General features: G+C 34.0%; 20 protein-coding genes. All 20 read right to left on the bottom strand.

Translation table 11 applies throughout. The features are described 5' to 3' along the window. Window positions 1–379 precede the first annotated feature (379 nt). The gene (locus tag AC075J_RS12715; RefSeq protein WP_117689878.1) at window positions 380–544 is read right to left on the bottom strand and encodes a helix-turn-helix domain-containing protein; all 165 of its coding nucleotides are present in this window, start codon (window positions 542–544) and stop codon (window positions 380–382) included. Window positions 545–637: 93 nt separating this feature from the next. Further along, the gene (locus tag AC075J_RS12710) at window positions 638–1,135 is read right to left on the bottom strand and encodes a hypothetical protein (RefSeq protein WP_117689877.1); all 498 of its coding nucleotides are present in this window, start codon (window positions 1,133–1,135) and stop codon (window positions 638–640) included. Window positions 1,136–1,194: 59 nt separating this feature from the next. Further along, complete coding sequence (locus tag AC075J_RS12705) at window positions 1,195–1,524, bottom strand: winged helix-turn-helix domain-containing protein (protein WP_117689876.1); 330 nt, start codon at window positions 1,522–1,524, stop codon at window positions 1,195–1,197. A gap of 96 nt (window positions 1,525–1,620) precedes the next feature. After that, complete coding sequence (locus AC075J_RS12700; protein WP_117689875.1) at window positions 1,621–1,896, bottom strand: hypothetical protein; 276 nt, start codon at window positions 1,894–1,896, stop codon at window positions 1,621–1,623. A 107-nt stretch (window positions 1,897–2,003) separates the two neighbouring features. Further along, the gene (locus AC075J_RS12695; RefSeq protein WP_117689874.1) at window positions 2,004–2,660 is read right to left on the bottom strand and encodes a P-loop NTPase family protein; all 657 of its coding nucleotides are present in this window, start codon (window positions 2,658–2,660) and stop codon (window positions 2,004–2,006) included. Window positions 2,661–2,754: 94 nt separating this feature from the next. Further along, on the bottom strand, window positions 2,755–2,892 hold the full coding sequence (locus AC075J_RS12690; RefSeq protein ID WP_158555573.1) for a hypothetical protein: 138 nt from the start codon (window positions 2,890–2,892) through the stop codon (window positions 2,755–2,757). An 8-nt stretch (window positions 2,893–2,900) separates the two neighbouring features. Beyond that, complete coding sequence (locus AC075J_RS12685; protein ID WP_158555574.1) at window positions 2,901–3,038, bottom strand: hypothetical protein; 138 nt, start codon at window positions 3,036–3,038, stop codon at window positions 2,901–2,903. Window positions 3,039–3,050: 12 nt separating this feature from the next. After that, the gene (locus tag AC075J_RS12680; protein WP_158555575.1) at window positions 3,051–3,188 is read right to left on the bottom strand and encodes a hypothetical protein; all 138 of its coding nucleotides are present in this window, start codon (window positions 3,186–3,188) and stop codon (window positions 3,051–3,053) included. A gap of 12 nt (window positions 3,189–3,200) precedes the next feature. Further along, the gene (locus AC075J_RS12675) at window positions 3,201–3,338 is read right to left on the bottom strand and encodes a hypothetical protein (RefSeq protein ID WP_158555576.1); all 138 of its coding nucleotides are present in this window, start codon (window positions 3,336–3,338) and stop codon (window positions 3,201–3,203) included. Then, complete coding sequence (locus tag AC075J_RS12670; protein WP_476390388.1) at window positions 3,335–3,487, bottom strand: hypothetical protein; 153 nt, start codon at window positions 3,485–3,487, stop codon at window positions 3,335–3,337. Before AC075J_RS12670 ends, AC075J_RS12675 begins: the two co-directional genes overlap by 4 nt. 51 nt (window positions 3,488–3,538) lie before the next feature. Further along, the gene (locus AC075J_RS12665) at window positions 3,539–6,109 is read right to left on the bottom strand and encodes an ABC transporter permease (RefSeq protein ID WP_476390387.1); all 2,571 of its coding nucleotides are present in this window, start codon (window positions 6,107–6,109) and stop codon (window positions 3,539–3,541) included. 20 nt (window positions 6,110–6,129) lie between these two features. After that, on the bottom strand, window positions 6,130–6,798 hold the full coding sequence (locus AC075J_RS12660) for an ABC transporter ATP-binding protein (protein WP_117689869.1): 669 nt from the start codon (window positions 6,796–6,798) through the stop codon (window positions 6,130–6,132). A gap of 85 nt (window positions 6,799–6,883) precedes the next feature. Next, the gene (locus AC075J_RS12655; RefSeq protein WP_117689868.1) at window positions 6,884–7,585 is read right to left on the bottom strand and encodes a hypothetical protein; all 702 of its coding nucleotides are present in this window, start codon (window positions 7,583–7,585) and stop codon (window positions 6,884–6,886) included. 2 nt (window positions 7,586–7,587) lie between these two features. Next, window positions 7,588–8,793: a radical SAM/SPASM domain-containing protein gene (locus AC075J_RS12650; protein ID WP_117689867.1), complete on the bottom strand. Its 1,206-nt coding sequence runs from the start codon at window positions 8,791–8,793 to the stop codon at window positions 7,588–7,590. A 15-nt stretch (window positions 8,794–8,808) separates the two neighbouring features. Then, window positions 8,809–9,435, bottom strand: coding sequence for an ABC transporter ATP-binding protein (locus AC075J_RS12645; protein WP_147330228.1), 627 nt, complete (start codon window positions 9,433–9,435; stop codon window positions 8,809–8,811). A gap of 5 nt (window positions 9,436–9,440) precedes the next feature. Further along, on the bottom strand, window positions 9,441–10,382 hold the full coding sequence (locus tag AC075J_RS12640) for an ABC transporter transmembrane domain-containing protein (protein WP_158555578.1): 942 nt from the start codon (window positions 10,380–10,382) through the stop codon (window positions 9,441–9,443). After that, a complete protein-coding gene (locus AC075J_RS12635; RefSeq protein WP_158555579.1) occupies window positions 10,339–11,382 on the bottom strand; it encodes a S8 family serine peptidase in 1,044 nt (347 codons plus the stop codon). The genes AC075J_RS12640 and AC075J_RS12635 overlap by 44 nt, the downstream gene beginning before the upstream one ends. Continuing rightward, on the bottom strand, window positions 11,375–12,409 hold the full coding sequence (locus AC075J_RS12630; RefSeq protein ID WP_117689863.1) for a radical SAM protein: 1,035 nt from the start codon (window positions 12,407–12,409) through the stop codon (window positions 11,375–11,377). The genes AC075J_RS12635 and AC075J_RS12630 overlap by 8 nt, the downstream gene beginning before the upstream one ends. 138 nt (window positions 12,410–12,547) lie before the next feature. After that, entirely contained in the window at window positions 12,548–12,685 is a 138-nt protein-coding gene (locus AC075J_RS12625; protein ID WP_158555580.1) for a hypothetical protein, read from the bottom strand. Between the two features lie 171 nt (window positions 12,686–12,856). Continuing rightward, complete coding sequence (locus tag AC075J_RS12620) at window positions 12,857–12,991, bottom strand: hypothetical protein (RefSeq protein ID WP_275932379.1); 135 nt, start codon at window positions 12,989–12,991, stop codon at window positions 12,857–12,859. Window positions 12,992–13,064 lie beyond the last annotated feature (73 nt).

Here is a 13,064-nt window from a genome sequence, read left to right as displayed (position 1 = left end):
TAATAGGATTTCTCATTTCACTCATAATTATTTCTCCTTTCATAAATCAATTTTGTACAGTACAGATACTAATTCTAAATTGAAATGGTTGAATTATTTTCTTCTGTTCCTTACATTTTAGATAATACACCTTTTATTTCTTGAAATTTTATTCATGTAATAAAATCGACTGTCTATGTAATTTTTGTTAGAATATTAATAGTTTTGTTTTTTCACATCTTCCATATAAAAATATTACTGTCTACCAACGTAACCGTTCAAAACAAAAATCTTTTCTACAATGTCAAAAGCGGATATGCGCTAAATCGCATATCCGCTCCAAATTCTTTCAAACCGCAAATAATATTTCCCGATATATTCTCTGCAACTCTCATAATATTCAATTATCCCACCATATTTTTCGATATTTGCTAGGTGTCCTCCCATACTTCTGCTGAAACGCCTGGTTAAACGTCCATTGGCTTTCAAATCCGAATTCAAGATAAATATCCATAATCCTTTTATCTGTATTTTCCAGCAGATTGGAATAATAATGATGTAATATTCATCACCAAAAATGATTATCAAATTTCAACAAAAAGATGTAAATAATATCAAATACACCGTCTACCTTTTACCTCAATTTTTTTAATCAATCTTATTTCCGCTTACCAACATTTTCTTTTTTTAAAATTTTAGAAGTTTTTACAAGTGCTTCTATTAAAGTTAAACCTGTCAGAATTACAGCAACCCCCATCATAAATAATGTCCATGCTTTGCCCTTATCAAAGGTTACCAAAATAGCTATCACAGCTACAGGCATGTTTATATATCCTAAACTTGTTGCCCATTGAATAAAAAAGTTCGGCCAAAACTTTTTCTCTTCTTCCACTTCATTCACTGTTTTCACTTTTTTGGCGAAATAAAGCATACAGACTATAGATACAGCTATCAGTATTATTTTCCATACACAATTAACTTTCGTTTCCTCTGGTGGAAAAAAGGTATCTATCATGATAACTGCTATTCCAATGATAAATGCTATTTCACTATACAATCCTGAATAAGCGGAATCTTTCATGTCATTTACTTTTTTCTCTAAAGCAGTAATTACAGATTGGTGATACTGTTTTGCACTTTTCTTATTTCTGTTCATGTAATAAATCCTCCATTAATAATAACATACTATTTCATCTCAATTATATCTCCCAAAAACTATAACTTTTTCAACCGATACCCCACATTGACCAACGTTTCGATAATATCATGTCCCATCTTTTTTCTTATCTTCCATATCACATATTCTACTGTTCTGTATGGTATCTGATCATCATGATAATGAATACCCCATACAGAATGATAAATATTTGTCTTTGGCATTACCCAGTTTGGCTTTAAAGCCAGTAGATATAAAACTTCAAATTCCCTGGGTGTCAGGTCTATCTCCTTTCCTTCGTAGATAACCTGATAGGACATTGGATTTAACTGTAATTTCCCGTTGCCCAACACTACATTCTCTTTATATTCTGGAAAAACATACTTCATGTGTATGCCTCCTCTTGATTTGTAAATTCAACTTTTCTCATTCCAGAAAGAAATACTGGACGAAAACTCCCCGCCCAGCACTTCTTCAATTATCAGTTATTTTAATGCACTCTCTATATCCTCCGCTGCCTTTTCCATAATTTGAAGATACTCTCGGAGCTTTTCAGACTGGATATTTTCCTTTTCTGCAAGTGAATTGATCAGAAAACAACTTGTTTTTATGCAGCTTAGCGGATTTCGGATATTGCTCTGCAGTTCCGCCCGCATAGTACGATAATCATTTTCTATATCCAGTGTCCTTGTTACTGCCCTCTCACAAATATCCAGTAGTTGATTGATACACTCTGCCAACTCCTGCACCGGATTATTCAAATACCTGCACCTAACTCTTTGTTCCAAACATTGTTCAGAAAGAATACCATTCAAATCATTTAACAGCAGTCTACATTCTCTATCACATTCCATTTCTACAGTTCCATTCATGCGCGATAATCAATAATAGAAAATTCCTTTTTCTCAGGTCGGTATTTGTATATAAGATCATAGGCGCCATAATTTTCGTCTAAATCTTCACTTATGTAAAGAGCAGCTATCCCCAAACTTTTTGCTGCATGATAAGTAAGTATTGCAAGATCTGCCTTACTCTGCTCTTGCATTCTTTTGAATAAATCGAATATCACAACAACCTTTCTGCCTCCAGAAAAGGCACGCGCACAGATACATCTCATTTTTTCTCTATGATTAAGATCCGAAGGATATTTTTGTAATAAGTGGCCTATGTCAAAAGCCTTAACCAATTCCTCTATATTGGATTTATCTCCATCTAACAGACTTGGCATAGAAATGTTTTCTTCAACCGTCATAAATTCAATCAGCGGAAACTCTTCTGCCGCTATTCCAAACAAGCGCCTGTTTAAAAGAGAACGACTATTTTCGTCCAAATCAAGCCAGTCTTTATTACATACAAATATCTCTCCTGTTTTTGGTTTTTTATATCCGCAAAAGATTTCAAAAAGTATCCGTCCAAAATTTTCCCCACACATAAAATAGCAAACTTCTTTGGAATTTACCTCAATGTTTAAATTTTGTATATGGGCTTCCTCATCTGCCATATTTTCAACTAGAAATGGATACATAGTTTCTCTCCCTTTGTATTAAAAAGGCACTAGATAACAGAAAATTCTTACCTAGTGCCTTTTTCTAAACTGCCTTTGTCTGTATTTGCAAGTTTTACCACCAGCTAGTTACTACTGCTGTACAGTTATTGTATCCACTCTCCATACAATCGTGTAAACAGTCATCAGGATCACAGTACTGTACTTCAATTTCAAATATTTCTTCCTGTACTGTTCTTTTTAATTTCTCCATAATAACTCCTATCTCCAACCGGTAATAATCGCATCACAGTTATTGACCCCTGAGTGTATGCAATCATGCAGACAATCATCAGGATCACAATACTGTACTTCAATTTCAAATGTTTCTTCCTGTACCATTTTTTCTAATTCCTTCATAATGACTCTCCTTTATCTCCAACCGGTAATAATTGCATCACAGTTATTGACCCCTGAGTGTATGCAATCATGCAGACAATCATTAGGATCACAATACTGTACTTCGATTTCAAATGTTTCTTCCTGTACTACTTTTTCCATTTCCTTCATAATGGCCTCCTTCTACCTCCAACCGGTAATAATTGCATCACAGTTATTAGTTCCTGAGTGTATACAATCGTGCAGACAATCATCAGGATCACAATACTGTACTTCGATTTCAAATGTTTCTTCCTGTACTACTTTTTCCATTTCCTTCATAATGGCCTCCTTCTACCTCCAACCGGTAATAATTGCATCGCAGTTATTAGTTCCTGAGTGTATACAATCATGTAGGCACTCGTCGGATCGCAATACTGCACTTCGATGTCGAATGTTTCTTCCTGTATTACTTGCTCTAAAATCCTCATACTCTTTCGCCTCCTTTCCAAGTAATTTTATATTTAATAAACTTAAATATCCTATCCCTCAATTCTAAGTTTTTCTACAATACTGCCTTTGCTAAATACCTTATATAATAATTTAGGTAAAAATATTGTTAGTATAACAATATTTCCACCTATAAGAATAGCTGGCCATATTACCATATCAAAATGCATAAACCATGTATCTTTACAAATCGGACCAATCAATAAAAATCCCGATACTAACGAACACACTAAGCCTAAAAGAGCTGCATAAACAGAATATAGCAGACTTTCTCCTGTTATCAAAACTTTAATCTGTTTTTTGCTCATTCCCACACTTTCCATTATGGCAAATTCTCTTCTCCGACTCAAAATATTTGCAATTGTTAAATTCAAAAAATTGATAAGACCTGAAATTCCAATAATACAACTAACAACAATTCCCACTGCATAAATTGTATTTTTCATACTTTCCATATCCTGTTTTATCAACTCAGCAGAATTAAATCCAACTTTTCCTTCAAAATTTTCAACGAATACTTCAATCTCCGATGAAATTTGTTTCATATTTTTTTCATCGACATTGAATGTATAATTCATGATTGTTGGATTTTGATATAAATCTACAAATGATTTTGAGGAAAGGTAGAACATCGGTGCATCTCCTCCAACAATATTTATACCTGTCGTCATATTAGGAGCCTCATATTCTGTCGGGCTAACATACGCATGTGCAATAACCGTATAAAGTTTTTCCTCACCATCAACAAAAGCCTTTATTTTATCACCTAAATTGCATTGAAATTCTCTCGTATCTTTTGAAGTACGTGAAACTGGCAATGCTTCTATCAAGAAATTCTCTTGCTCCATTTTATGAAAAATACTATTCTGCTCTATACCTGCAATAGAGTCTACTAAATTCATTCTCTGGTAAACATTTTCATCTATTCCATAGACATTACAAATTGGAAAATTATTATTTCCCAGTATTACACGCCCATTTTCTGTAGCTACCATCTTCACTCCATTTTCAGATATAATTTCATCTTGTATTGGTGCATTATAATCAAATGTAACGTTTAAATCATCTAATGTATTTTTATATATAATCCCTTCCGCATTAATTTTAAAGTTTGCCTTAATGCTATCTATTACTTGGGGTTCTAAACCATCACTATGTCGTGTATAACCTTTTAAATTATTAAATAGATTACCACTTCCGATTTCAATATCCGCAGCACTTTGTAATCCAACCCCTTTTTCTATACTAATACTATTTGCCAGAATAAAAACTGAATTAAAAAACACACAACATAATGCAATAGATATAACAATAAAAATACTTCTTTTTTTGTTTCTTCTAAAATTATCATTTGCCATTTTAATTATGCTAAATTTATGCGTTTTTTCTTTTTTCTTATTTTTTCTTATTCCCGTTTCCTTTATAGCTACCAATGGGGAAATTTTAGATATAGTACGTAATGGTTTACCAATACTTATTTTAACCGTTACAATTGTAAATATCGTTGCCACAACAAAAATCAACGGATTTGGTGCTATTACTATTTCTGTTTTTAAATATTCACTTGCAATAGTATTCACTGTAAACGGTAAAATAGATTTACCGATAAAATACCCTGTAACTAAACCAACTGGTATTCCTAGCACAAGTAACCACAATGTCTGGATTTTAACAAGTAATGCAATCTGAGATTGTGTCGTACCAATAGTTTTAAGTAGTCCATAATTTTTTATATCCTGCATAGCTGAAATAGAATAAATATTATTAATAAGCAAGTAGCCTGCCAAAATAAATAAAACTATAAAGATAATCACTGCGCCAATCACAGAAAAATCCAATTGTGGATTTGTAATTGAATTCACTGCACCAGATACAACATCTTTTCCTTTTTGCTCGTTAAAACCTTCAATGATCTTATTTATTTGTTGCTCCACGTTCTTTTTAGATTCAAAAATCACCTCTGAGAAATACGTTCCAGCATATTCCATGTCCTCATCGTATGTATAGGGAAACAAAGATTCATTTTTATTCATAAACTCCTCTGACACTAGCAATACACTAACTTGTGAATTTCTAGCTTCCCACCATCCGGAAACTGTCATTTCATAAACATAATGCTCTTCTCTTAAATCAAATTCTATCCTGACCTTTTCTCCTACTTTGGGTGTTACTCCTAAACTTTCTAATGCTTTATCTGTAGTAGCAATTTCATTAGCCTTTTTCGGTGCTTTCCCATGCGTTGGCCTATTAAAAGTTAATTCTTGCTCTATTTGATCCATATAATCAATTTCAACATTATGATTCTTTGTATTACTTGCAAATCCTATCGGTCTTCGACAACCACTAACTTTTATGTTGCTATTTTCCTGCAACTGCTCAAACTCATTTTTTGTTAAATATCTTATATCTCCGTCTGCTTTACTTCCCTTTTGCATCTGCATAGTAGTCTGTATTGATTGATATGTTCCCGTACAGATTGTTAACATAGAAGTAAATAGCATAGTGGTTAGTATAATTGCCAAAATAGTAATTATATTTCGTGTTTTACTTTTTCCAAAATTCTTTTTTGCAAGATTAAAGATACACTTTTTAATTCTAGTCAAATACACCGCATTCCCTCCCATTATGCGTCTATAATTTTCCCGTCCTGAATTCTAATAATTCTATCCGCCATTTGAGCCAAATTCATATTATGCGTAATCATAACAATAGTCTGACAAAATCGCTGACTTGTTTGTTTCAATAAGCCCATTACTTCAAGACTTGATTGTGTGTCAAGATTTCCTGTCGGTTCGTCAGCCAAGATGATAGCCGGTTTTGTAATCAAAGCTCTGGCAATTGCAACCCTCTGTTGTTGCCCACCTGATAGATTTCCAGGAAGATTCTCCAATTTTTTATCAATGCCCAAAATTGTAACAATTTTGTTCAAAAAATCTTTATCTATATCATTTCCGTCTAATTCCACTGGAAAGACAATATTTTCATAAACATTTAATGTTGGAATTAAATTATAATTTTGAAAAACAAAGCCAATGTTCCTTCTGCGAAAAACCGTTAGTTCTTCTTCATTTAATTGTCCTATTTTTTTGCCTTTTACTAAAACACTCCCAGAAGTTGGTATGTCTAATCCACCAATCATATTTAATAATGTAGATTTTCCACTCCCTGAAGCGCCAACAATAGCAACAAATTCACCTTCTTCTATCTCTAAAGAAACCCCATCTAAAGCTTTTGTAATATATTCACCGGAATCATAATATTTTTTCAATTCCTTTGTTTCAAGTATAGTCATGCTATTACTTCCTCCATCCTAGAATTTTTAGTTTTTATAAATCCATAACCATATAGGGTTTAAGATTTCCTTTATATCCATAATCTCACCTTCCTATGCTATTGAAAAACTCCTCTATTTCTACAGAGTCAAAATAAAATTCTGTAATTTTTCCATTCGTAATTCGATATAATGCTGGAACACCTGCAATCAGCATATCTTCATAATTTGTAATAGAAGCATAGTCAATTTCCGGTGTCTGAATATCTGTATAAATATCTCCTACCTGTGACCCAGGAAAAGCAGGAATATCGTCTGGGGTAATGGTCACAAAATTAAAACGCATTCGCTTTCCGTAATCATTCTTCATATTTTGGTATTTTTCTTCCGATTCGCCCGGTAAAAATACCTTGTTTCCATCACTGTCCACATATCCTATCTTTTTGTTATATTTGGAGCGTGTTGCTGTCCAGTTATATTTTTGTAAAGGACGATTTTCTCTTAAAGCATAATCTACAAAATATACATTATCATTTTCTGCCGCAAAATTCAGCATTTTATCTTTTACCTGATTGCAAAACGGGCACTGAACCATATAAAAATAAACGTAGTAATCCTCCTGGTTCTGATTAAACATATCCTTCAAATTGATTTTCGTAACATCGTATGGATCTTCCTCAGAAGCCACAATAGCAGCCTCTTCCCCTGTTGAATAAGCAAGAACACTCTCTGCATTTAAAGATACTGTCATCACTGTAGCCGCTGTTAATAAACCTACTGTTTTTAAAAGTCTTTTTCTATTCTTCATAACTAATTCCCCCATAATAATTTTTCTAAATGTCCTTTTTGTTTTTCACAAAACTTCTGGAAGATTTCCTCGTCGCTCTGCATTCCCAGAGTAAAATTGATACAAGAATGACAGAACAGATTCACATCACAATCCTTACATTTTTCCATTCTCCAAGGTCTTAACTTTTCCAATTCCTCTTTCCATGCCGGGTTCTCAATAATTTCTGTAATTGGTGTTTCCAGCAGATTTCCCATAAAAAGATTTTCCAAATTGCTAAGTGGAGCACAAGGATATACATCTCCGTTTTCACTGATATTTAACTCCTTTTTACCAGGCTGACATAATGCACATCTTAAATGCTGCTTTTCCAATTTTTCTATGTATTCCATTGGTGGAAGCAATTCTCTTTGGTTCTCTTCTCCTCTTCCTGAAGGAGCAAATCTTCGGATCAATGGTTTTACATCTAACTCTTCACATAATTTATAAAAATCCTGATCATGTCCATAGGTATATTTTGTTTCCAGCATGGAAACAGATACTTTTTCCATTCCAGCTTCTTTTAATTTTTTGATCCCAGCAATCACCCGGTCATAAATCCCTTCTCCTCGCACTTTTGTGCAGCTATAGGAATCAAAACCATCAAGACTGACGGAAACACCATCAACATTCTTTTTAATGATTTCCATAAGCCGGTCATTCAGCAGTAACGCATTTGTAGACAAGGTAATTGCACCTTTATAATTTGCCCTTAAATATTCCAGTATCTCGCAGAAATCAGGACGGATTAACGGTTCCCCACCTGTCAGGTTAATCTGTTCTGGATTTAAAACCAACACCTGAACAATCACCTTTTTCCAGTCTTCCGTATTCATGTGATCTACTTCTTCTATACAAGCAGACGCCACACAATGTTTACATCTTAGATTACACCTATTGGTCAAAGAAAGATATACGATCTGATACGGATAGGTTATCTCATTTTTCATCTGTTCTTGCGAAATATAAAAATGAATCCGGCACAGTTTCTGAAATAACTTATAGGCATTTTTCTTTACCACAGTATCTTCTTCCTCAATGGTAAAATCCCCATTGTTCTCTTCCAGATATTTTTCAAGATACTGAAAATAAGCCTCTGAGGTTTTTACAAATCCTCCGTTTCTGGTGTTACACAAAACAACTCTTTCTTCACGTACTAAAACTTTTGCATTTGGACTTCTCATATACATATCTGGTTCCCTCCTTTACAACTCAATGATAAAGTCTGCATTTTTTTCTGCATCCGCTTCATGCGAAAATAAAATAACAATGCTATTCTGTTTCAAGTGTTCTATAATATCATAAAATTCTTTTTTAGAAACACTATCCAGGTTTGATGTAGGTTCATCAAAAATATATACAGAACGTTCTCTACATACTGTCCGGATAATACCAATTTTCTGTGCCTGCCCACCTGAAACGCTTCCAGTATCAATAAGCTCCGACTCTAATGTACGCCCCATTTCTTCCAAATCTTTATAAAATGATAATAAAGAAATATATTTTTCTACCGGAATAGAATCATTAAGAGCAATATTATTTCTTATAGTGTCACGAAAAATCGGCGGCTTTTGAAAACAAATTCCTATTGTTTCTGTAAGTATTTCCCTGGAAAGATTAGTAATGCTTTTCCCATCTAATAATATAGTTCCTGAAAAGTCATTCCAGATTTTTAACAAGATACCAGCCAGTGTACTTTTTCCTGAACCATTTTTCCCTTTAATCAGATAAATAGAGCCCTTCTCAAGATACATATTCAAATTTTTTCTATATACTTTTACATCTTTATAACTGAAATTTACATCTTTTATTTCAATTTTTGATATATCCATTTGCTTCACCCCACAATCTCATTAATTCGGTCCATTGATACTTTTGCCTTTTGGAACTGTCCAATTACAAGCATGATTGAGGACAGCGGATTAAACATTCTTTGTGTGTACATAATAATCACTGTCAGCTCTCCAAACTGTACCTGTCCATTAATCACCATAACACCACTGATTGCCAGTACAATCAAAAAAGTAGTGGTACTAATGAGCTGCGGTACTGAACGGTTATAGGCCATTAACATATTTTGCTTTAGGATTTCATTTCGCAAAGAAGTTTCGTTCCTGCAAAATTTGTCTATATAGTAATTTCTTCCATTTAACGCCAGATACTCATAAAGGTTGCTTACAAACTCCTTAATCAGACCATTTCCAACATCCATTTTTCCCATTACTTTTCTGGACTGGCTCATGATTTTTTTGTTGAAGAAAATCTGAATAGCAATAAGAATCGGATAAATCAAAAGCATAAACCAAAAGATAACCGGATTAATCTGTATCAGGATTACCGCTGTAATAATCACAGTCACAATTTGTATCAGCAAATCAGAAAGCATACGGGAAGAGAGCATCTCTATATTATTAACATCTGCATTCATGCTGGTCATAAACAGATTTGATTTCTTCTCTATTTCCTTCCCATCAACCTGAAACATTGCTTGTATCAACAATAACTTGATTTTAACAATAAAACCATTTGACATTTTGCAAAACAGATAGCTCAATGCCAATGCTACTGTAATAGATACAAGCTGGCATATAGCCATATATGCAACATTGGAAATCACAGCTCCTGGATTTTTTGCCGGAACCGCCTTATCCAGAATATTGGTAATTAACTGAGGATAAATATAGGTCACTATAGCGTCCATAGCTACCAATATAATCCCAAACAGATAACCCCATTTATACTTTCGTATCTGCTCCAAAACAACATTCTTTTTCTTCATAACACACATTCCTTCTTAAATGTTCAACCAGATTATACAAGGTACAAACATCACCTACTTTTATGGTATGATACTCCAACTTCGTGATTTTTAATTCCCTATATATCCCGCTGATAAAATCGTAAAAATTAAAGAAATTCACTCCTGTAATTTGGGAAAGAAATGGATACCTGCTGATTTCATCAAGGGAAGATGTGCAGCCAAACTCTAACAATCTCCTATGTACTTTTTCCAAAATCATCTGTCCCACTTCATCAGTCTGGAGCTTTCCTACATACTCTAAATCAATTTCTTCTAAAGGATCATCTGTCTTTTCCAGTATGTTTAATGCCTCCTGTATGCTTTTTATATTCGGTGCTGTTTGCATAGCTCTGGCCAGAATACCTGCCACATAAGCATTTCCCTTTGAAGTTCCCTTAAAAAAATTATATCGTCCGGATTTTCCTGCAACAAATATCGGGGAAATATCCGCCAGAACCTGAACGCTTGCCGCCCTGTCTACAAGAACTTTTTTCTTTGCATCTGGTAATAATTCTCCAACACCAATCACACTTTTATAAATTGCCGGTATGGTATCCTTTGCATTATTACATTCCGAAGCACAGATAATCTTTCCCTGTTTTTCCAGGTCATTACAAATATCCCTCAATTCCTTTTCCATAGCAGAATTAAGCATTTGTGTTACGGAAAGGCTTAAACAGATAAGATCTACCGGTAGTTCCCTGCACTTTTCCAGCGCAGCAAGCAGTAAAGAACTGGTCGTTTTTCCTAATTCATTTACAATTTTTATAGGATAAAATTGTGCCTGCTCTGCAAATTGTAAGATACAATCAATGCAGTTGGTTCCATGACCAAAAACATCATCAAAATTTTTCTCTTCAATAACTCCATCTTCTTCTGCACTCTTTTGAAAAGAAAATCCTTGAATTACATGCTCCATGATTTCCTGATTTTGTGTATCTACACCGGAGTCTACAACTGCCACTTTAGGACTATACATGGAATCCCTCCAATATATATTTATACTTTTTATAAATCCGATAAACAATATCTCTTTCATTGCACTGGAAAGCAGAAACAGTGTAGTAATCTCCGGTATATGCTTTATTAATCAGTTTACATACCTGGCTGGAACAATTCTGCTTAAATGTACAATCTCCGCACCCTGTCACTGGAATTTCGTTAATCTTATGGAGAGCCTCTAATTTTTCCGGCTGTAATCCTTTCCAAACATCTCCTAGCCAATAATCCACTTTATCAGCAGCTAATGCGCATGGGTAAATTCCACCATCCGCAGATATATGGAATGTATTTGTTCCACCGTCACAGCCAGTACGTCTTCTGAAGGTTGCCTCTTTAATATTAAATAATAAATACTGCGCTGCTTTTTTATCTTTTTCTATCATGTAATCCATGATTTTTTCGTAGTTTTCATAATATATCTGCATATCTTGTTGGTTCCATGCAGCTCCGGCATCTAATGCAAAAGTTACTACTCCCATATTCATCTGATCCAGATAAATATAATTTTCAGCCATAGCCGGAAGGGTTTCCTTATTGACAGTCATTCTGACCCGGATGTATTCACCTTGCTCTTTTAAAAACTTTAAGGTTTTCACTACTTTATCAAAGGAAGATTCACCATTTGGATAAATACGGTTTGTATCATTTGTTTTCCTATTTCCATCAATGCTTACAGAAATCTGTACCTTACCCTTTATAAAATCGTAAATATCCTTTTCAAACACTGTTCCATTTGTTGTCATTGTAAAAATGATATGACCATCATATCGCTCTTTTAAGGTTTCTACAATATACCGAATAACATCAAAATTCAGTAATGGCTCACCACCATGTAAAGCTACATTAATCCGTTTTCCTGCTGCAACAGTTTCATCAAATTTATTAGTAAAATATTTGATTGTCTGTTCTGCGGTTTCCAATGTCATTGTTTTAGGCTGCTTATGTACATAGCAGTATTTACAAGCTAAATTGCATCTTTCGGTTACCCAGAATGTAATATTCATACGGTTTCCCCCTTTCTTATGGGATTAGTATACTTACAAAATCTTACCAAATTATTACACTAGAAAAAATATGTACAAATGCAAAAGTGTCCCTACAGGAAAACCTACAGGGACAGACATTAAATTTTCCTGGTATTTCTACCAGAGTGATGTTATCACCATATCACAGTTATTCGTCCCTTCACGCTTACAATCATGAAGACATTCATCTGGATTACAATACTGAATTTCTACATCAAACGCAACTTCCTGGATTTTTCTCTCCATTTTCTCCATATAGCGTTCCTCCAGTCTTACCAAATTTCTGTAAAATGAGCATCACAGTTATTTTGGACCTTCATGATCACAATCATGATAACAGTCACTTGGATCACAGTACTGTGTTTCTACATCAAATGTAGTTTTCTGAATTCTGATTTCTAAATTTTCCATAAAAAATATCCTCCTTTACCACAATGAAGTTACATGTGTGTTACACCAATCCGGTGCTGTTAAACAATCATAGTCACAGTCATCTGGATCGCAATACTGAACCTCTACATCAAAAGGTTCTTCCTGCATTTTCTTTTCAAGCTCTAACATATTCTACACCTCCCTTCATTTATACTCTGGTTTATCAGCACTTTTATGCTGTGAATCATCTTACCTATAGATT

The organism is Blautia sp. ZXY-1-C6, assembly GCF_056339875.1.
Note: the sequence above shows the minus strand (reverse complement) of the source record. Positions and strands in the feature narration are given on the sequence as shown.

Bases quoted from the DNA above. Each gene is read 5' to 3' on its own strand.
- AC075J_RS12710 (WP_117689877.1), bottom strand. From the start codon at position 1,135: ATGAACAGAAATAAGAAAAGTGCAAAACAGTATCACCAATCTGTAATT.
- AC075J_RS12705 (WP_117689876.1), bottom strand. From the start codon at position 1,524: ATGAAGTATGTTTTTCCAGAATATAAAGAGAATGTAGTGTTGGGCAAC.
- AC075J_RS12695 (WP_117689874.1), bottom strand. From the start codon at position 2,660: ATGTATCCATTTCTAGTTGAAAATATGGCAGATGAGGAAGCCCATATA.
- AC075J_RS12690 (WP_158555573.1), bottom strand. From the start codon at position 2,892: ATGGAGAAATTAAAAAGAACAGTACAGGAAGAAATATTTGAAATTGAA.
- AC075J_RS12685 (WP_158555574.1), bottom strand. From the start codon at position 3,038: ATGAAGGAATTAGAAAAAATGGTACAGGAAGAAACATTTGAAATTGAA.
- AC075J_RS12680 (WP_158555575.1), bottom strand. From the start codon at position 3,188: ATGAAGGAAATGGAAAAAGTAGTACAGGAAGAAACATTTGAAATCGAA.
- AC075J_RS12675 (WP_158555576.1), bottom strand. From the start codon at position 3,338: ATGAAGGAAATGGAAAAAGTAGTACAGGAAGAAACATTTGAAATCGAA.
- AC075J_RS12670 (WP_476390388.1), bottom strand. From the start codon at position 3,487: ATGAGGATTTTAGAGCAAGTAATACAGGAAGAAACATTCGACATCGAA.
- AC075J_RS12660 (WP_117689869.1), bottom strand. From the start codon at position 6,798: ATGACTATACTTGAAACAAAGGAATTGAAAAAATATTATGATTCCGGT.
- AC075J_RS12655 (WP_117689868.1), bottom strand. From the start codon at position 7,585: ATGAAGAATAGAAAAAGACTTTTAAAAACAGTAGGTTTATTAACAGCG.
- AC075J_RS12650 (WP_117689867.1), bottom strand. From the start codon at position 8,793: ATGTATATGAGAAGTCCAAATGCAAAAGTTTTAGTACGTGAAGAAAGA.
- AC075J_RS12645 (WP_147330228.1), bottom strand. From the start codon at position 9,435: ATGGATATATCAAAAATTGAAATAAAAGATGTAAATTTCAGTTATAAA.
- AC075J_RS12640 (WP_158555578.1), bottom strand. From the start codon at position 10,382: ATGAAGAAAAAGAATGTTGTTTTGGAGCAGATACGAAAGTATAAATGG.
- AC075J_RS12635 (WP_158555579.1), bottom strand. From the start codon at position 11,382: ATGTATAGTCCTAAAGTGGCAGTTGTAGACTCCGGTGTAGATACACAA.
- AC075J_RS12630 (WP_117689863.1), bottom strand. From the start codon at position 12,409: ATGAATATTACATTCTGGGTAACCGAAAGATGCAATTTAGCTTGTAAA.
- AC075J_RS12625 (WP_158555580.1), bottom strand. From the start codon at position 12,685: ATGGAGAAAATGGAGAGAAAAATCCAGGAAGTTGCGTTTGATGTAGAA.
- AC075J_RS12620 (WP_275932379.1), bottom strand. From the start codon at position 12,991: ATGTTAGAGCTTGAAAAGAAAATGCAGGAAGAACCTTTTGATGTAGAG.